This is a genomic window from Gallaecimonas xiamenensis 3-C-1 (assembly GCF_000299915.1).
GTDB classification, from domain to species: Bacteria; Pseudomonadota; Gammaproteobacteria; order Enterobacterales; family Gallaecimonadaceae; genus Gallaecimonas; species Gallaecimonas xiamenensis.
The window spans coordinates 59845-76490 of record NZ_AMRI01000002.1 but is presented as its reverse complement, the minus strand read 5'-3'; the positions used below and the strand labels follow the sequence as shown (position 1 = coordinate 76490).

20 protein-coding genes are annotated in these 16646 nt (G+C 59.8%); 9 read left to right on the top strand and 11 right to left on the bottom strand.

Annotation, left to right across the window (positions count from 1 at the left end):
* Positions 1 to 4 precede the first annotated feature (4 nt).
* Positions 5 to 538: a hypothetical protein gene (locus B3C1_RS01630; RefSeq protein ID WP_008482459.1), complete on the top strand. Its 534-nt coding sequence runs from the start codon at positions 5 to 7 to the stop codon at positions 536 to 538.
* On the opposite strand, the gene B3C1_RS01625 is transcribed toward B3C1_RS01630, so the two are convergent.
* From B3C1_RS01625 to B3C1_RS01590, 8 genes are all read right to left on the bottom strand, one after another.
* Positions 539 to 1273, bottom strand: a complete 735-nt coding sequence (locus tag B3C1_RS01625; protein ID WP_008482458.1) for a DUF707 domain-containing protein — start codon at positions 1271 to 1273, stop codon at positions 539 to 541. It lies immediately after the preceding gene.
* Positions 1270 to 2415, bottom strand: a complete 1146-nt coding sequence (locus tag B3C1_RS01620; RefSeq protein WP_008482457.1) for a UDP-galactopyranose/dTDP-fucopyranose mutase family protein — start codon at positions 2413 to 2415, stop codon at positions 1270 to 1272. Before B3C1_RS01620 ends, B3C1_RS01625 begins: the two co-directional genes overlap by 4 nt.
* Before the next feature lie 18 nt (positions 2416 to 2433).
* The gene (mutM, locus tag B3C1_RS01615) at positions 2434 to 3243 is read right to left on the bottom strand and encodes a bifunctional DNA-formamidopyrimidine glycosylase/DNA-(apurinic or apyrimidinic site) lyase (RefSeq protein WP_008482456.1); all 810 of its coding nucleotides are present in this window, start codon (positions 3241 to 3243) and stop codon (positions 2434 to 2436) included.
* A 9-nt stretch (positions 3244 to 3252) separates the two neighbouring features.
* Positions 3253 to 3936: a glutathione S-transferase family protein gene (locus B3C1_RS01610; protein ID WP_008482455.1), complete on the bottom strand. Its 684-nt coding sequence runs from the start codon at positions 3934 to 3936 to the stop codon at positions 3253 to 3255.
* A gap of 133 nt (positions 3937 to 4069) precedes the next feature.
* Positions 4070 to 4237 (bottom strand): 50S ribosomal protein L33, encoded by a 168-nt coding sequence (gene rpmG, locus B3C1_RS01605; protein WP_008482454.1) that lies wholly within the window; start codon positions 4235 to 4237, stop codon positions 4070 to 4072.
* Positions 4238 to 4247: 10 nt separating this feature from the next.
* The gene (gene rpmB, locus B3C1_RS01600; protein ID WP_008482453.1) at positions 4248 to 4484 is read right to left on the bottom strand and encodes a 50S ribosomal protein L28; all 237 of its coding nucleotides are present in this window, start codon (positions 4482 to 4484) and stop codon (positions 4248 to 4250) included.
* Between the two features lie 112 nt (positions 4485 to 4596).
* Positions 4597 to 5271: a RadC family protein gene (gene radC / locus B3C1_RS01595; RefSeq protein ID WP_008482452.1), complete on the bottom strand. Its 675-nt coding sequence runs from the start codon at positions 5269 to 5271 to the stop codon at positions 4597 to 4599.
* A 29-nt stretch (positions 5272 to 5300) separates the two neighbouring features.
* Positions 5301 to 6974 carry a methyl-accepting chemotaxis protein gene (locus B3C1_RS01590; protein WP_008482451.1) on the bottom strand — a complete coding sequence of 558 codons (1674 nt, stop codon included), beginning with the start codon at positions 6972 to 6974 and terminating at the stop codon, positions 5301 to 5303.
* Between the two features lie 120 nt (positions 6975 to 7094).
* On the opposite strand from B3C1_RS01590, the gene coaBC reads away from it, so the two are divergent.
* The 4 genes from coaBC to B3C1_RS01570 all read left to right on the top strand — a co-directional run bounded on the left by coaBC (position 7095) and on the right by B3C1_RS01570 (position 9839).
* Entirely contained in the window at positions 7095 to 8294 is a 1200-nt protein-coding gene (coaBC, locus tag B3C1_RS01585) for a bifunctional phosphopantothenoylcysteine decarboxylase/phosphopantothenate--cysteine ligase CoaBC (RefSeq protein ID WP_008482450.1), read from the top strand.
* Entirely contained in the window at positions 8291 to 8749 is a 459-nt protein-coding gene (gene dut, locus B3C1_RS01580) for a dUTP diphosphatase (RefSeq protein WP_008482449.1), read from the top strand. Before coaBC ends, dut begins: the two co-directional genes overlap by 4 nt.
* Positions 8750 to 8847: 98 nt before the next feature.
* On the top strand, positions 8848 to 9432 hold the full coding sequence (gene slmA / locus B3C1_RS01575; RefSeq protein WP_008482448.1) for a nucleoid occlusion factor SlmA: 585 nt from the start codon (positions 8848 to 8850) through the stop codon (positions 9430 to 9432).
* 41 nt (positions 9433 to 9473) lie between these two features.
* Positions 9474 to 9839, top strand: coding sequence for a DUF5362 domain-containing protein (locus tag B3C1_RS01570; RefSeq protein ID WP_008482447.1), 366 nt, complete (start codon positions 9474 to 9476; stop codon positions 9837 to 9839).
* A gap of 41 nt (positions 9840 to 9880) precedes the next feature.
* On the opposite strand, the gene B3C1_RS01565 is transcribed toward B3C1_RS01570, so the two are convergent.
* From B3C1_RS01565 to rph, 3 genes are all read right to left on the bottom strand, one after another.
* The gene (locus tag B3C1_RS01565) at positions 9881 to 11962 is read right to left on the bottom strand and encodes a TonB-dependent siderophore receptor (protein WP_008482446.1); all 2082 of its coding nucleotides are present in this window, start codon (positions 11960 to 11962) and stop codon (positions 9881 to 9883) included.
* Between the two features lie 180 nt (positions 11963 to 12142).
* Complete coding sequence (gene pyrE / locus B3C1_RS01560) at positions 12143 to 12784, bottom strand: orotate phosphoribosyltransferase (RefSeq protein ID WP_008482445.1); 642 nt, start codon at positions 12782 to 12784, stop codon at positions 12143 to 12145.
* A 46-nt stretch (positions 12785 to 12830) separates the two neighbouring features.
* Complete coding sequence (rph, locus tag B3C1_RS01555; RefSeq protein ID WP_008482443.1) at positions 12831 to 13544, bottom strand: ribonuclease PH; 714 nt, start codon at positions 13542 to 13544, stop codon at positions 12831 to 12833.
* A gap of 134 nt (positions 13545 to 13678) precedes the next feature.
* Between rph and B3C1_RS01550 the strand changes: the two genes are divergently transcribed.
* From B3C1_RS01550 to B3C1_RS20830, 4 genes are all read left to right on the top strand, one after another.
* Positions 13679 to 14542, top strand: a complete 864-nt coding sequence (locus B3C1_RS01550) for a YicC/YloC family endoribonuclease (protein WP_008482441.1) — start codon at positions 13679 to 13681, stop codon at positions 14540 to 14542.
* 190 nt (positions 14543 to 14732) lie between these two features.
* A complete protein-coding gene (abiEi, locus tag B3C1_RS01545) occupies positions 14733 to 15269 on the top strand; it encodes a type IV toxin-antitoxin system AbiEi family antitoxin (RefSeq protein WP_008482440.1) in 537 nt (178 codons plus the stop codon).
* Entirely contained in the window at positions 15259 to 16182 is a 924-nt protein-coding gene (locus B3C1_RS01540; RefSeq protein WP_008482439.1) for a nucleotidyl transferase AbiEii/AbiGii toxin family protein, read from the top strand. Before abiEi ends, B3C1_RS01540 begins: the two co-directional genes overlap by 11 nt.
* 78 nt (positions 16183 to 16260) lie before the next feature.
* Positions 16261 to 16485, top strand: coding sequence for a winged helix-turn-helix domain-containing protein (locus B3C1_RS20830; protein ID WP_008482438.1), 225 nt, complete (start codon positions 16261 to 16263; stop codon positions 16483 to 16485).
* Positions 16486 to 16646: the final 161 nt, after the last annotated feature.

Genomic DNA, 16646 nt, shown 5'->3' with positions numbered 1-16646 from the left:
AATGATGAATTGCAAAACCCCAGTGGCCATGGCCCTGTTTTGCCTGGCTGCCAGCCAGGCAAGTGCCACGACTTTTCTCACCGAAGCCGGTGCCAGCATCAGCCGTGAGCGGATCGATCCGGGCTCACCGGGTTTGGAACCCTATAACGAGAGCACAGAGATCACCCCCCACCTGATGGCAGGAGCCTACCGCACTGCCGGCCAAGGCCTGCTGGGGGTCGCCTTGGATCTCGATCGCAGCAACGGCAGTACCCTGCTGGGCCTGCGCGCCTTGGATTATCGCTATCCGCTGTGGAATAACCTGGAAGTACATGGCTTTTTGGGGGGCGCCCGCCTGGACGACACCCGCCCCGCCTACGGCTATTACTATGGTTTCGGGGCCAGTTACCGACTGCCGTCCAAGAGCTGGTCTATTGGCCTGGATTTCAGGGGCGCCGATAAAATGGCCCGCGACAAAGAACCCGGTGAACCGACAGGGCGCCAGGACATCTATTTCGACGTCTACAGCCTGACCCTGTCTATCCAGAAAAGGTTCTGATCAAAAGAGGTAGGGCAGCCAGCGCAGCTTGACGGCCCTGCCCGCCCAATCCATAACAGCGCCGTAATGGCGCTTTTTCTTACTGAGCTTGAAACGGCGCAGTACTTCCCGCTTCTCCTCACCGGGGTTGATACCCATGGCCTGGTAGAAACCGCCATTGGTATTGACCGGCCTGGTGTGGGTCACCGCCGCCGCATCGATGATCCCCAAGGGGCCACGACCGCTGTCCCTGATAAGCTTGTTCCAGTAGTAATCTACGCCCCAGCCTGTCTTGTTGAGGGTAAAGGTCGGCAGCAGCATTTCCAACACGTCACTGGTCATGATGGGCACCATCACTTCCACGAAGTTGGTATAACGCAGCGCCGCCCAGTCCCGCTGACGGGTGATTTTCAGGCTGATATAGCTGTCCGGTGTCAGGGCTGGCTGCGCCAGGGGCAGCCGGTAGCGATGGAAGTAGTCAAACATCAAGTTGATGTTGGCGGCATCGGTCTTGATGTCGTCGTCCGGCAACCAGATGGCGTCATAGTCTTTTATCCAATGCCAGTGCTCGGCGATCTGGCTGCTCAGCAGTTGCCACTTGCTGCCTTTGGCCTGGGCGTAATATTGGCATTGCTCCTGATATTGCCCTGGCTCGTTGCCAAAGTAGATCAGGAAAAGGTCGAAATCTTTGGGGCCTTCCAGCCACTGGGGGTGCAAAGAGCCGTCACCCACACAACAGATCACCAGGTTTTTCATTGGGCAAGCATCTCTTCAACGGCGGGAGGGAAGGTCAGGCTGGGATCGTTCAAAAAGGCCCGGGCGAAGGCCAGGGTTTCGAGGATCACCAAGTCCATATTGAGGTAGCGATAAGAGCCGAGGCGACCGATAAAGGACACGCCGTCACAGCCTTTAGCCAGCTCAACGTAGCGGCGGAACAGGGCCTTGTCGGCGGGCCTGTTGACCGGGTAATAAGGGATGTCACCCTCTTCGGTGGCCTTGCTGAACTCGGTAAAGACGATGGTCTGCTCGTGCTGCTCCCAAGGGGTGAAGTGCTTGTGTTCATGCTTGCGGGTAAAGGGCACGCTCATGTCCGGGTAGTTGAGCACGGCATTACCCAGGGCGTCCCCCTGGCTGCGCTCCTCGGTCCAATAGACGGTGCGGTAGCCCAGTTTGCCAAGCTGGCAATCAAAATACTGGTCCAGCGGCCCGCTCCAGAACAGGTGGTCAAAACCCTCGGCGTCTTGCGGCGCCACGCTGCACCCCAGTTCCACCTGGATATTGGGGTGTTCCAGTATGGCTTGCACCATAGCCGTGTAGCCCTGCTCCGGCATGCCCTGATACTTGGCGTTGTAGTAATTGTCGTCATAGTTGAAGCGCACCGGCAGCCGCTTTAGCACCGAGGCCGGCAATTCGCTGGGTTCGCAGCCCCATTGCTTGCGGGTGTAACCGTCGAAGAAACTCTCATACAGTGCCGAGCCCAACAACTTGCGCCCCTGCTCTTCAAAGTTGGCCGGTTCAGGGATATCGTCCCCCAACCCTTCCACAAAAGCTTTGGCCTCAGCCGGGCTGAACGCCTCGTTGAAGAACTGGTTGATGGTGTGCAGGTTGACCGGCAGGCTGAACACCCCTTTATGAGTCACGGCCTTCACCCGGTTGATAAAGGGCCGAAAAGGGGTGAAACGGTTGACGTAGTCCCAGGCTTCTTCGCTGTTGGTATTGAAGATATGAGGTCCGTAGCGGTGCACCATGACGCCGGTTTCAAGGTCGCGCTCGGTATGGCAATTGCCGGCCACATGATCGCGCTCATCACGCACCACCACTTGGGCACCGCTTTCGGCCAGCTCCCTGGCCAATACCGCCCCGGCCAAACCGGCTCCCGCTATCAAATACCTCGCCATAGCACTACTACTCCTCAATCAGCGCTGACAAAGGCCGCAGTATACCGTGCTGCGTCCCCCTATTCTTACCTCTTTGAGCTCGCTGCCACATTGCTGACAGCTTTGGCCCTTGCGGCCATAAACTTGCAGTTCCTGGGCAAAATAGCCCGGCTTGCCGTCGGCAGCGGTAAAGTCTTTGAGGGTGGTGCCGCCCTGCTCTATGGCCTTGGCCAGCACCTCTTTGATGGCCAAGGCCAATTTTTGGTAGCGCTCGCTACTGATATTGCCGGCCGGGCGACGGGGGTCTATGCCGGCCATAAAGAGGGCTTCGTTGGCGTAGATGTTGCCCACCCCCACCACCACGGCGTTGTCCATGATGAAGGTCTTGACCGGGATCTGCCGGTTACGGCTCAGGGTAAAGAGCCTGGCACCGTCAAAGTCGGCCGTTAGGGGCTCGGGCCCCAGTTTACCCAGCAACTGGTGCTGCTCACCGGGGGGCACATAGAGCCAGGCACCGAAACGGCGCGGGTCGGTGTAACGCATTATCTGGCCGCCGGCCAACACCAGGTCCACATGGTCGTGCTTGCTCGCCGGCTGGGGCTCGCTGAGGATACGCAGGGCGCCGCTCATGCCCAAATGCACCAGGGCCGAGCCCATGGCCGTTTCAATCAGCAAGTACTTGGCCCGGCGGCTGACCTTGTCTATGACCTGGCCCTCCAGCAACGCCAGGGCCTCAGGCACCGGCCAGCGCAGGCCGCGTTGGCGCACCTCGATGCGCGCTATGCGCTGGCCCAGCAGGTAAGGGGACACGCCCCGGCGGGTGGTTTCAACCTCCGGCAACTCCGGCATGCAGGCTCCTTACAAGGGGTAATAGAAACGAAAATGGGCAAGGCCGGGGAACAAGGCCGCCAGGCGTGCCCGCCAGGCCCTAAGCAGCGGCTGGGCAGCCAGGAAGTCTTCTGGCCAGGCGGCGGCGCCCCAGAGCACCGAGCCCATCAGGCTAAAATCGCTGTAGCCGGGCTCAGCACCGGCAAAAAAAGCCTGGTCGCCAAGGCGGTTGGCAAAGCCATCCAGCACCTTATTGAGGGCACTGCGGTCGGCCTGTTGCGGGCAGTGCTCCAGAGCCATGCCGATCTGCGCTTCACGACTGGCCCGGAAATAGACCTGGTCTCCTGGGGTCAGCAAACCGTGGATCACCGGCAACAAGAACCAGCGCAGGCAGGGGTTAAGGTCACAGTTGCAGCTATCCATAAAGGCTTTGGCGGCAGCTTGGCCTTCGGGAAAGAGGCTGGGGCCATTGGGATATTGCTCTTCCAGGTAGCAGGCGATATCCCAGGATTCGTGGAGCACCTTGTCGCCGTCACACAGCACCGGCACCTTGCCCTGGCCGGAGGCGGCGATCAGCGCCTTGTCGTTGTAGCGCCAGGGGCGGGCGTCAAAGTCCAGGCCCTTGTGCCAAAGGGCGAGGTGACTGCGCCAGCAAAAGGGGCTGAAACGGCGCTCTGGGCTGGCACCGGCCAATTCAAACAGGATAAGAGACATCAAGACCTCCTTGAGATGGGCCTAGCATAACCCCTGGCGCTGCAATTAACACCGCCCTCCCCCAGCCCGCTTCTCGTGCGCCAGCCATAAAAAAACCCGACCGAGGTCGGGTTTTTTCAAGAAGGCCACAATCTTATTTGATTTTGGCTTCTTTGTAGGCAACGTGCTTGCGCACAACCGGATCGTACTTTTTGATTTCCATCTTTTCCGGCATGTTGCGTTTGTTTTTATCGGTGGTGTAGAAGTGACCGGTACCGGCAGTGGAAACCAGCTTGATCTTCTCACGAATACCTTTTGCCATGGTTTACCCCTTAAATCTTCTCACCACGGGCACGCAGGTCAGCCAGTACGGCGTCGATGCCCTTCTTGTCGATAATACGCATACCCTTGGTGGACAGGCGCAGCTTAACGAAACGGTTTTCGCTGGCTACCCAGAAACGGTGGGTTTGCAGGTTAGGCAGAAAACGGCGACGGGTCTTGTTGTTAGCGTGGGAAACGTTGTTACCCACTACCGGACCCTTGCCGGTTACTTGGCATACTCGGGACATTGTCAATAATCTCCAAAAACATCAGCTCGAGCGATTATCACCTCGAGGCCGTCGCCTCAGGCGCAGAGAGGGCGCAATTTATACAGAAAAGCGCCGGCAAGATCAAGAAAGATCACAGCCAGCCGCGTTCCGCAAAGGAAATGGCCTCTCCATCTCCAATCACCAGATGGTCCAGCACCCGCACATCCACCAGCCCCAGAGCCGCACCCAGGCGCTCTGTCAGCTGTCGGTCGGCCCGGCTGGGCTCAGCGATCCCGGAGGGGTGATTGTGCACCAGGATCACTGCGGCAGCATTGGCCGCCAGCACCGCCTTTACCACCTCACGGGGGTAGACGGCAGCGGCGTCCAAGGTGCCGAAAAACAGCTCGTGCAGTTTAATGACCCTGTGCTGGGAGTCCAGCAATAATAGGCAGAATAGCTCTCTGGGCTGGTCCCGCAGACGGCTCAGCAGGTAATGGCGCACATCATCGGGGCAACTCAGCACCGCTTCGCGGCTCAGCTTTTCGCCTAAAAAGCGGCGGGTCAGCTCCACCGCCGCCTGCAGCTGGGCGAACTTGGCCAGCCCCAGGCCGGGGGCCTGACAAAACTGCTCAAGCTCGGCGTTAACCAGGTTGCGCAGGCCGCCAAATTGGCCCAGCAGCTCCCGGGCCAGGGTTACTGCGTCCTTGCCGCTGATGCCCACCCGTAAAAAGATGGCCAGCAGTTCGGCATCGCTCAGGGCCCCAGGGCCTTGGTGCAGCAGTTTTTCCCGTGGCCGCTCGGCCTCGGGCCAATCTGTTATTGCCATCAGCCCTCCCTGGCCGGCCTTGACCGGCCCTAGATGCGAAAACTCCCCACCAGCTGGCCCAGGGTCTGATTGGCCTGGGCCAGCTGGCTGCCATTGTCCTTGGCCTGGTCGGCGCCCTTGGCCAGGTGCTCGACGATCTCGGAGATGGCCGTCAAATTGCGGTTAATCTCCTCGGAAACGGCATTCTGCTCCTCGGCGGCGGAGGCTATCTGCATGTTCATCTCATTGATGGTGCCCACGGCCATGGCTACCACGTTGAGGGTCTCCACCACCTTGTTGGCCTCTGCCATGGTCTGCTGGCTGCGCAGCTGGCTGCCTTGCACCACGTCCACCGCTTTTTTGACGCTGCTCTGCAGGCTTTGCAGCATGGTGCCGATCTCCACCGTGCTCTGCTGGGTACGGGCCGCCAGGTTACGCACTTCGTCGGCCACCACCGCAAAGCCACGGCCCTGGTCGCCTGCCCTGGCCGCTTCGATCGCGGCGTTGAGGGCCAACAGGTTGGTCTGTTCGGCGATGGCGGAAATCACCTCCACCACCTGGGAGATCTTGTCGGTATCCTGGTCCAGGTCGTTGATCACCCGCCCGGCTTCCCCTACGTCTTGCACCAGGCCGTCGATGCTGGCGATGGCGGTTTGCACCACCTGGGTAGCCTTGGCCGACTCCCGGTCGGCATGGGCGGTGGCGTCGGCGGCGCGGCTGGCACTGCTGGCCACTTCCTGGGCGGTGGCGCTCATTTCGGTAACAGCGGTCACCACCTGTTCTGTCTGTTGGCGGTGGCGCTGCATCTGCTGTTGGTTGTCCTGGGATTGGCGGTGGATGACATCGATACTGCCGGTGATTTTGCCGGTCACTCCGGCCACGTCACCGATGGACTGATGAATTTTGGCCACAAAACGGTTGAAGGCATCAGCCAGGCGCCCCAGTTCGTCCCGACTTTGCACACTCAGGCGGCGGGTAAGATCGCCTTCCCCCTGGGAAATGTCATCGAGGTTGGCCAGCAACTGCTGCAAGGGGCTGTTGATGCCCGACGCCAACCACAAGGCAGCCAGGGCCACCAGGGCGGCCAGCACCAAAGAACCTATCACCATGGACATTACCAGGCCCCGGAACCGGCTCTCTTCCTGAGCTCTGAGGGTATTGACCTGTTCGTCCACATTGTCGATGTAAAAACCGGTGCCAAGCACCCATCCCCACTTGGGCAAACTGACTCCAAGGGCCAGCTTGGGCTCTTCGGTGCCCTTGGACGGCTTGTTCCAGTAAAAACGGCTGAAGCCGTCACCCTTGTTGGTGCTGTCGAGGATGTCCTGGATAACGCTGTTGCCCATCTTATCTTTCATGGTCAGCAGGTTCTGGCCTTCGAGCTTGGCATTGGCGCCGTGTACCAGGTTGACGCCGTTTTGGTCATAGACGTAAAAGTAACCGTCGTCTTGGTATCGCAGCCGGCGCAGCACCGCCTTGGCCTGCTCACGGCTCTGGGGGCCGTCTTGCTGGTAGAAAGGTTCGATGGCGGTCGTCGCCAGGCGCAGGTAGCTGGTGAGCTGGGCTTTGTGGTCATCCATCATCTGGCTGCGTACTTGCGCCAGGCTGCTCTCCAACTCGCCGCTTTGGCGCCACCAGAGTTGCAGATTGGACACCAGTGACACCAATAGCACCGGTACCACCGCCAGCAGGATGATTCGAATTTTGATTGGCAAGCTACCCATAGAGCCTCCAGATAAAGGTTCCCTGTTTTGCAACGACACCAGAGGGGGGAACTTAAGGGTAGACGAGGCTAGCGGCCAAATATGCTATCTTAGCGGCCTTCAACAGGCTGGAAGGTGACCATGACCCTCTCTCAAAAACGCATACTGCTGGGTATCGGTGGCGGCATCGCCGCCTATAAGAGTGCAGATCTGGTCCGGCGCCTGAAAGAAAGGGGCGCCCAGGTGCGGGTGGTGATGACAGATTCGGCCAAGGAATTCATCACGCCCCTGACCCTGCAAGCCCTGTCCGGCAACCCGGTGGGTGACAGCCTGTTGGACCCGGCCGCCGAAGCGGCCATGGGCCATATCGAGCTGGCCAAGTGGGCCGATCTGATCCTGATAGCCCCGGCCACCGCCAACCTGTTGGCCCGTATTGCCCAGGGTATGGGGGACGACCTGCTCACCACCCTGGTGCTGGCCTCCAGCGCCCCCTTGGCGGTGGCGCCGGCCATGAACCAGCAGATGTACAAGGCCCAGGCCACCCAGGACAACCTGGCCCTGCTACAACGCCGTGGCGTGCACATCTGGGGCCCCAATGGCGGCGAACAGGCCTGTGGCGATGTGGGCCCGGGCCGCATGCAGGAGCCCCTGGAGCTGGTAGCCCAGGCCGAAGCCCTGTTCGGCCCCCAGCCCCTGTTAGGTCGCCAGGTGGTGATCACCGCCGGCCCCACCCGCGAACCCCTGGACCCGGTGCGTTACCTGTCCAATCACAGTTCCGGCAAAATGGGCTTTGCCCTGGCCGAAGCCGCCAAAGCCCTTGGCGCCGAGGTCACCCTGGTCAGCGGCCCGGTGAGCCTGGCCACACCGGCCGGGGTCAGCCGCCTGGATGTAGAGTCGGCGTTACAGATGCGTGATGCCGCCCTTGGCGCGGCCGCCGGCTGCGACATTTTTATCGGCTGCGCCGCCGTGGCCGACTATCGTCCGGCCAGCAGCCAGCCCCAGAAGATCAAGAAAAGCCAGGACAAACTGACGGTGGAGATGGTGAAAAACCCCGACATCATCAGCGAAGTGGCGGCCTTGGCGGCCCGCCCACGGCTGGTGGTGGGCTTTGCCGCCGAAACCCAGGACGTGGAGCACTACGCCCGCGACAAATTACAGCGCAAGGGCCTGGACCTGATCGCCGCCAATGCCGTAGGCGACGGCCTGGCCTTTGGCCAGGACGACAACCAGCTGACCCTGATCACCCCTGACCGCCAGCTGCCCTTGCCCAGGGCCAGCAAGCGAGACCTGGCCCGGCAACTGATGGCCGAATTGGCAACCCTTTTGAGTGAGAAAGCATGAAGACCCCGATCCAACTGAAAGTCCTCGATCCCCGCGTCGGCACCGAGTTCCCTCTGCCCGCCTACGCCACCGACGGCTCTGCCGGGCTGGACCTGCGCGCCGTTATCGACGGCCCCATCGAACTGGCGCCGGGCCAGACCACCCTGGTACCCACCGGTCTTGCCATTTACATCCAGGACCCGAACCTCTGCGCCACCATTTTGCCCCGCAGTGGCCTTGGCCATAAGCACGGCATAGTGCTGGGTAACCTGGTGGGGCTGATCGACTCCGACTACCAGGGCCAGCTGATGGTGTCGGTCTGGAACCGAGGCAATGACAGCTTCACCATCGCCCCCGGTGAACGCATAGCCCAGCTGGTGTTTATGCCGGTAGTGCAGGCCGAATTTGCCCTGGTGGACGACTTTCAAGCCACCGAACGCGGCGAAGGGGGCTTCGGACACTCTGGACGGCACTGAGTGGTGCTTTTTTCCTTCCTGAACACAAGATAAACTAGTCATACCTTTGAGGGGTCGCGCCTGCGACCCCTGCTTCATCTTGCAGGGAAGTTGTAACCATGGCCAACGCCAAAGTCAGCCGCCGAGACCAAATCCTCCAAAGCCTGGCCCAAATGCTGGAAACCCAAGCAGGGCAACGCATTACTACGGCCAAACTGGCCGCACAGGTGGGTGTCTCAGAAGCGGCGCTGTATCGCCATTTCCCCTCCAAGGCGCGGATGTTCGAAGGATTGATCGATTTTATCGAGGAATCCCTCCTCTCTCGTATCAACCTCATCATCAAGGACGAAAAGGACACCCTGACCCGCATTCATCATCTACTGCACCTGCTGCTGACCTTTGCCGAGAAAAATCCCGGTCTTACCCGTATCATTAACGGTGACGCCCTGCAGGGCGAACAGGAGCGCCTGCGCGACCGTATCGAGCTGCTGTTTCAGAAACTGGAAACCCAGCTTAAGCAAATCCTGCGCGAGCGCCGCCTAAGGGAAGGGAAAGGCTTTTCAGTCGATGAAGGGGTCCTGGCCAATCTGTTGTTGGCTTTCGCCGAGGGCCGTATCGGGCAGTTCGTGCGCTCCGGATTCAAACACCAACCCACCGAAGGTTTTGCCGCCCAGTGGCAGTTGATAGAACAACAACTGCTCTGAGCCTTGGCAGGGAGCCTTCATCGTTATCTCAAGGAGAGACAATGCAAACTGAGCAACAAGACATCATCCAACGCCTGAGCCTGCCCCTTTTCCAAGCCAAAGGCTGGATGAAGCTGGTCGGCGTGATCGCCATCATTTCCGGCGCCCTGCAAGCCCTGTCCATCGTGGGTATTCTCTGGGCCTGGCTGCCGATCTGGACCGGCGTCCTGCTGTTCCAAGCCGCCAGCGCCATTGAAGCGGCCCAGCGCAGCGGTTCTGCCGAAGGCATGACCGAGGCCATGAACAAACTCAAAACGTTTTTCACCATTTCCGGCGTCATGGTGCTGATCGGCATCATCCTGACCGTGCTGTTCATGCTGTTCGGCGGCATGGCCATGCTGGCCGGCATGAGCCACATGGGCTACTAAGCCAGTACCCATGAAAAAGGCGCCTCAGGGCGCCTTTTTTGTTAGAAGCGGTAGCTGGCCGACAGGTAAAGGCGCCGGCGCTCCCCGGGGAACTGGCCGGTGCGTCCCAGCAGGCCGCTGACCGCGTAGGCCTTGTCGAAGAGGTTCTTGACGTTGAGCTGGAACTGCCAGGCCTGCCAGTGGGTCTGCCAGGAAGCATCGAACACCGTATAGGCCTTGATGCGGTTGCCGTCCTGGTCAAACTGCTCCGACACGTAATCGGCACCCAAGGCGATGGCCGAGTCGATGGCGGTGATGTCATAGCGGGTCCAAAGCCCGAACTGATGGCGTGGTGCGTTGGCAAAGCGTTTGCCAACAGAGCGGCTGATACCACTGCTGGCTTCTTTAACTACGGCGTCGTTATAGGCGTAGTTGGCGTTCAGCACCCAGTTGCTGGCAATGTCACCCAAAAGGTCCACCTCGAACCCCTTGCTGCGTACCTTGCCAAGGGCCATCAGACGATCGCTGTCGCTTGGGTCGGTCTGCAATATGTTTTTGCGCTCGATATGGTAGGCAGCCAGGTTAAGGTTGATGGCGCCGTTCAGCCAGTCGCTGCGCAGCCCCGCTTCCCATTGTTTGCTCAGCTCGGGGTCGAAAGGGCCACCTTTGCTTTGTTGCTGGCTGGACAGGTCTTGGGGGCTGTAGCCGGTGGCCAGGTTCACATAGGGGTGCAGCTGCTCGCTGAGCTGGTAGGTACTGCCCAACCGGTAGGACCATCCCCTGTCGTGGAAACTTTCCTCGCCGCCGCCGATATTGTCTTTCAGCTTGTCTTCGAAGCCGTCCAGGCGAACGCTGCCCACCAGGTCCCAGGCGTCGGTCAGCCGCCACTGGTCTTGCACATAGACCCCATAACGTAAACTGCGGGCCTTGGAGTCGGTCACCAGGCGCATCCGGTAACTGGCCGGGTCGGTAACGCCGTACTGGGGGTCGCTGTAGCTGATACCAACAACGCCGTCGGCGGTCCTGGCCCTTTGGTAGTAGAAGTCTTCATCCTGGCGGGCCAGATCGCCCCCCAACAGCAGGGTGTGGCTGCCCAGCTCGGCAACCAGGTTACCGGTCAGGGACCCGGCGCTGTTGTCCCGGGTCTGGTCCCGGTACTGGCGCTCGGCGTAGTCCACCAGGCCATCACCGTCACTGTCATCGGCGCTGGCCGGTTCGTGGTATTGCTGGCGCTCGGTATTGTCGAAATAGCGGACCGTCAGGTTGCTGGACAGCCAGTCGCTGAGATCATGGTCGAGCCTGGCCTGGTAGACGGTGGCGTCCAGGCTCAGAAAGTCGGACGCCTCATTGGCGTTCCAACGGGCATCGGCCAGGAAGTTCCCCTCGGCGTCGGCGGGAATACCCCTAAGGCGGGCACCACCCTGGTGCTGCGTCACATCGGTCAGCTGCAGGGTAAGGGTACTGTCCTGGCCCAGATCCAGGGCGTAGCCCCCATCCAGGACACGGCGCCTGTTGTCGGTGTTCCAACGATAGGGGTTTTCATGGTCTTGGTAGAGCCCCAGTCGGTAGCGCTGATCCGCTGCCTCGGTCAGGGGGCCGGACAGCTCCAGGCTGCCACTGACAAAATCCTGGTTGCCGGCAGTGAACTTCAGGCGGTTATCGTGCTGGTAGCCGGGTTTCTTGGTGACGTAGTTGATAAGGCCGCCGGGGTCGCCGGCCCCGTACAGGGCGCCGCTTGGGCCCTTGAGCACCTGCACCTGCTCGATATTGAACAGCTGCGGCGTGGACACGTCCGCATAGGGGTCACCCCTGACACCGTCATAGCGCACCTCGTTTTGGCGAAAACCCCGGAACGTCACGGACGCATAGTTGTACTGGCTGACACCGCTGACAGACCGGTACAGGTCCGTCACCTCTAGGGCCGCCTGATCTTCAATCAGCGACAAAGGCAGGATCTGCACCGACTGGGGGGTACGTGCCAGAGGGGTGTCGGTCTTGGTGGCCAGGGAGCCGTCATCAACCCGGTAAAGGGACTGGGCCCGGCCGGTGACGGTAATGCGTTCGAGGTTGTCTTCGGCGCCCAAGGCCTGGGGCCCAAACAGGGCGCTGGCCACGGCCAGGGAGAGGAGAGTCCGAGCGTTCATGTAGGCGGCTTGCTATCTATACGGCAGAAGCACGACACCTTAAATAAAAACAATTCTCAATTCAATATTTGACGACAGATAAAAAGAAAGGCCAGAAAAGGTAGCTTTTCTGGCCGTCGGTCTTACAGACTTTGAAAAAGGGCCTGGGCCCTGAACATCCTTGTTTCAATGCAACGCTGGTCAGACACCGTAACTTGCACGATAGTTCCGCACCGCTTGCAAAGCCTCTTGCATGTCCGGTTTTTGCTCCAGATAGCTGATGAGGTCGGCCAGGGTGATGATGGAGATCACCTGGCAGCCGAAGTCCCGCTCCACTTCCTGGATGGCAGAGAGTTCACCCTTGCCTTTTTCCTGGCGGTCCAGGGCAATCAGTACCCCGGCCAGTTCGGCCCCTTCGGCCTGGATAATGTCCATGGACTCGCGGATGGCGGTGCCGGCGGTGATCACGTCGTCCACTAGCATCACCCGGCCCTTGAGGGGGCTGCCCACCAGGCTGCCGCCTTCGCCGTGCTCTTTTTTCTCTTTGCGGTTAAAGCAGTAGGGGTAGTCTTTGTCGTGGTGATCGCTCAGGGCCACGGCGGTGGTGGTGGCGATGGGAATGCCCTTGTAGGCCGGGCCGAACAGCAGGTCAAAGTCGATACCGGCATCCATCAGGGCGTCGGCATAGAAGCGGCCCAGCTTGGCGAGATCGCGGCCGGTGTTAAAGAGGCCGGCGTTGAAAAAATATGGGCTCTGGCGGCCGGACTTGAGGGTAAAGCTGCCAAAGCGCAGCACCTGGCGCTCGATGGCAAATTCGATAAAGGCTTTTTGGTAGGCTTTCATGATGTCGGTCCCATAAAAAACGGGGCCAATGCCCCGTCAATAACAATCAAACCAGCGCGGCGCGCTGCGCGTCGAACAGATCCCGGATGCCGTTCTCGGCCAGCTCCAGCATGGCGTTGAGATCCTGGCGGCTGAAGGGCTCGGCCTCGGCGGTGCCCTGCACCTCGATCATGCGGCCATCTTCGGTCATCACCACGTTCATGTCGGTCTCGGCGCTGGAGTCTTCCACGTAGTCCAGATCGCAAACGGCGTTGCCGGCCACCATGCCCACCGATAGGGCCGCTACCCATTGCTTGAAGGGATTGGCCTTGACCATTTTCTTGGCCAGCATCCAGCTCAGGGCGTCATAGAGGGCCACGCAGCCACCGGTGATGGCGGCGGTGCGGGTGCCGCCGTCGGCCTGGATCACGTCGCAGTCGACGGTGATGGTCACGTCACCCAGCTGGGTGAGATCCACAGCGGCACGCAGGCTGCGGGCGATCAGGCGCTGAATTTCCATGGTCCGGCCGGACTGCTTGCCACGGGCCGCTTCACGGTCGTTACGGGTGTGGGTGGCGCGGGGCAGCATGCCGTATTCGGCGGTGACCCAACCCTGGCCCTTGCCTTTAAGCCAACGGGGCGCCCCTTCCACCACGGAGGCGGTGCACAGCACCTTGGTGTTGCCGAACTCCACCAGTACCGAACCTTCGGCATGGGCGGTGAAATTGCGGGTAAGGGTGACCTGGCGGGTCTGGCTGGGGGTTCTGCCGCTGTGTCGCATGGCTGGTCCTGGCTGTAAAAGGTGGCGCCATTATAGGGGAACTGGCCGCCATCGGCCACGGCCTGGGCCCTGCCGGGCTTTCACAAGGCCGGCCAAGTCTGGGTATACTGGGGTCAAATCGCGAAGGAATCCTTATGACCTACAGCATGACCGCTTTTGCCCGCAAAGATGTGCGGGCCGACTGGGGCAACGCCTCCTGGGAAATCCGCTCGGTAAACCAGCGTTACCTGGAAACCTACCTGCGCCTGCCCGAATCCTTCCGGGGCCTGGACCCTGTGCTGCGGGACAAACTGCGGGCCAAGCTCAACCGGGGCAAGGTAGAAGTGCAGCTGCGCTTTGAAGCGGCCGCCGCCGACGCCAACACCCTGGCCTACAACGGCGCCCTGGCCGACATGCTGATGGCCCGCGCCAGCGAGCTGGCCGCCAAGGCCCCCCAATCGCAGATCAATGTGCTGGACGTGCTGCGCTGGCCAGGGGTGATGAACGCCCCCGAGGCGGATCTGGACGCCATCAGCGAAGATCTGCTGGCCGCCTTCGACGAGACCCTCAAGGACTTTATCGACGCCCGTGGCCGTGAAGGCAGCAACCTCAAAACCCTGATTGAAACCCGCCTCGACGGGGTACTGGGGGAAGTGGCCAAGGTACGCGAGCAGATGCCGCAGGTATTGGCCTGGCAGCGCGAGCGCCTGCTAAACCGCTTCGAAGAAGCCAAGGTGGAACTGGACCCGGCCCGCCTGGAGCAGGAAATGGTGATGCTGGCCAGCCGCGTTGACGTGGCCGAAGAGCTGGACCGCCTCGAGTCCCACGTCAAAGAAACCCGCAGCATCCTCAAAAAGGGCGGCGCCATAGGCCGGCGCCTGGACTTTATGATGCAGGAGTTCAACCGCGAGGCGAACACCCTGGGCTCCAAGTCCATCAACGCCGACATCACCGCCAGCTCGGTAGAACTCAAGGTGCTGATCGAGCAGATGCGCGAGCAGATCCAAAATATTGAGTGATGGCCGTATCCCTCCCTAAGGCCCCGCTCATGCGGGGCTTTTTTATGCAAAGGGCACAGCGTCATCGGCAATGAAAACCAACTAGTGGACACAAATAACACCTAAAAATGTCTTTTATGCTCACTTATGAACATTGCTATTATGTAGACTCTAATAACCCATATTGATGTCATTTACGTACACATAGCCTATGCAACAGAGCACCGCCATTGAGCGCCTAAGCGAGCAAGACCGCAATGGCCGATACGTGTTTGCCCACCGGGATCTGGCCAAGCTGTTCCCGGAGGATAACGCGCGGGCGTTACATGCCGGGTTGCAAAGGCTTACCAAGAGCGGCTTGCTCACCCGTGTTGCTAAGGGCGTTTATGTTTTTAGCAACTCACGGCACCTTGGGGCCGGCACCTTGGAGCAGATCGCCAAGACCCTGCGAAGAGGTGAGTACAACTATGTCAGCCTGGAGTCGGCGTTGTCGGAGTACGGCGTGATCTCACAGATCCCAATTGACCGCCTGACCGTGGTAACCACGGGGCGTAAGGGGGAATTTAAAACGCCTTTTGGCGTAATTGAATTTACCCATACCAAAAGGCCGGTCCGGCAACTTTTGCCAGGCCTTCGCTCCGTTGGGCGGCCATTGCGCCTGGCCACCAAAGCCAGGGCCTACGGCGACCTCAAACGGGTTGGCCGCAACACCCACCTCGTTGACCTGGATGAACTGAATGAAAATTGAAGCAGCCGATTTTGCAGCGCTGGTGGAGAGGGCCGTGGCCAATAGCCACCTCGCCCACATGCGCCCGGTGATCGAAAAAGAACTGCTCCATTACGACATTCTTTTCTGCCTGGACGCGGCCGGTTTACTGGACAACTTGGTCTTCCAAGGCGGCACCTGCCTACGCCTGTGCTACGGCGGCAACCGCTTCAGTGAAGATTTGGATTTCGCTGGCGGTAGCGGCTTTAGCAGCCAGGACATTGCACAAATCAAGACATGCCTTGAAGACTACATCGGTACCCGCTACGGCCTGGAAGTGAACGTAAAAGAGCCCGCATCGCTTCGCAAAGACCCAAGGTACGCCGAACTGGCCATCGACAAATGGCAGGTGTCCGTTGTCACCTCCCCTGGCCGTAAAGACGTACCGCAACAGCGCATCAAGATTGAAGTGGCCAATATCCCGGCTTATACCAAAGTGCCCCTGCCCCTTCGCAGCAATTACGATTTTCTGCCGGATGGCTACGAAGACACCCTGATCTATACCGAAACCCTGGACGAAGTGCTGGCAGATAAGCTCATCGCCTTACCTGCCACCCAGCGTTATATTCGCCACCGAGACATCTGGGATATTCCTTGGCTCTTGCAACAAGGGGCACAACTCAACCTCGATTTGGTTAGCCGCAAGGTGCAAGACTACCAACTGACCGACTTTGAAGACCGGCTCAACCAGCGCCGCCAGTCGTTGCCCCACATCCTGGCAGGGGGCGAATTTACCGCCGAGATGCGCCGTTTTTTGCCCAGCGATGTCTTCGACCGTACCTTGGGCCGCGACAAGTTCTTGGCCTATCTCAACCAAACCCTTGATAAGCTGCTGACCAAGCTGCAAAACAGGCTGGCTGGCAAGCCAAGTACCGGTGGCGACTTTGTTATGTGACTTGGCCTTTGCCACACCATCTAAGTCTAGGTTTCTATGGCAATATATGGCTTTGACATGCCCACATAGACCTCCGACATGGACGCCACCTTACTCAGTTACGAAGTCATAATGCCTGCCGTGCTTGTTGCCCTTGCCGACGGCAAAGAGCGCCCGTTGCGTGAGGTGTATGAGCAAGTCTGCCAGCACTACGCTTTTACTCCGGAGCAGTTGGCACAAACACTGCCAAGTGGCCGGCAGAGTAATGCACTGATGTTTAAACCTGCTCCATGCAGCTTTGCATATCAGCTCACACCCCGGTGACTCAGCGCTCCATTGAAAGTGGAACGGTCTGGTCCTCAAGTGCTGAGGCGTCTAGGGACGTTGATGGCTCGCCAACTGATAGATAACGACTTTATTTTAAATTAAGAAAAAGCAATTATCCTTTTGGCTGCCCCAAAGCAGGGAGTCCTCTGAGCTCCCAA

Bases quoted from the DNA above. Each gene is read 5' to 3' on its own strand.
- B3C1_RS01630 (WP_008482459.1), top strand. From the start codon at position 5: ATGAATTGCAAAACCCCAGTGGCCATGGCCCTGTTTTGCCTGGCTGCC.
- B3C1_RS01625 (WP_008482458.1), bottom strand. From the start codon at position 1,273: ATGAAAAACCTGGTGATCTGTTGTGTGGGTGACGGCTCTTTGCACCCC.
- B3C1_RS01620 (WP_008482457.1), bottom strand. From the start codon at position 2,415: ATGGCGAGGTATTTGATAGCGGGAGCCGGTTTGGCCGGGGCGGTATTG.
- mutM (WP_008482456.1), bottom strand. From the start codon at position 3,243: ATGCCGGAGTTGCCGGAGGTTGAAACCACCCGCCGGGGCGTGTCCCCT.
- B3C1_RS01610 (WP_008482455.1), bottom strand. From the start codon at position 3,936: ATGTCTCTTATCCTGTTTGAATTGGCCGGTGCCAGCCCAGAGCGCCGT.
- rpmG (WP_008482454.1), bottom strand. From the start codon at position 4,237: ATGGCAAAAGGTATTCGTGAGAAGATCAAGCTGGTTTCCACTGCCGGT.
- rpmB (WP_008482453.1), bottom strand. From the start codon at position 4,484: ATGTCCCGAGTATGCCAAGTAACCGGCAAGGGTCCGGTAGTGGGTAAC.
- radC (WP_008482452.1), bottom strand. From the start codon at position 5,271: ATGGCAATAACAGATTGGCCCGAGGCCGAGCGGCCACGGGAAAAACTG.
- B3C1_RS01590 (WP_008482451.1), bottom strand. From the start codon at position 6,974: ATGGGTAGCTTGCCAATCAAAATTCGAATCATCCTGCTGGCGGTGGTA.
- coaBC (WP_008482450.1), top strand. From the start codon at position 7,095: ATGACCCTCTCTCAAAAACGCATACTGCTGGGTATCGGTGGCGGCATC.
- dut (WP_008482449.1), top strand. From the start codon at position 8,291: ATGAAGACCCCGATCCAACTGAAAGTCCTCGATCCCCGCGTCGGCACC.
- slmA (WP_008482448.1), top strand. From the start codon at position 8,848: ATGGCCAACGCCAAAGTCAGCCGCCGAGACCAAATCCTCCAAAGCCTG.
- B3C1_RS01570 (WP_008482447.1), top strand. From the start codon at position 9,474: ATGCAAACTGAGCAACAAGACATCATCCAACGCCTGAGCCTGCCCCTT.
- B3C1_RS01565 (WP_008482446.1), bottom strand. From the start codon at position 11,962: ATGAACGCTCGGACTCTCCTCTCCCTGGCCGTGGCCAGCGCCCTGTTT.
- pyrE (WP_008482445.1), bottom strand. From the start codon at position 12,784: ATGAAAGCCTACCAAAAAGCCTTTATCGAATTTGCCATCGAGCGCCAG.
- rph (WP_008482443.1), bottom strand. From the start codon at position 13,544: ATGCGACACAGCGGCAGAACCCCCAGCCAGACCCGCCAGGTCACCCTT.
- B3C1_RS01550 (WP_008482441.1), top strand. From the start codon at position 13,679: ATGACCTACAGCATGACCGCTTTTGCCCGCAAAGATGTGCGGGCCGAC.
- abiEi (WP_008482440.1), top strand. From the start codon at position 14,733: ATGCAACAGAGCACCGCCATTGAGCGCCTAAGCGAGCAAGACCGCAAT.
- B3C1_RS01540 (WP_008482439.1), top strand. From the start codon at position 15,259: ATGAAAATTGAAGCAGCCGATTTTGCAGCGCTGGTGGAGAGGGCCGTG.
- B3C1_RS20830 (WP_008482438.1), top strand. From the start codon at position 16,261: ATGGACGCCACCTTACTCAGTTACGAAGTCATAATGCCTGCCGTGCTT.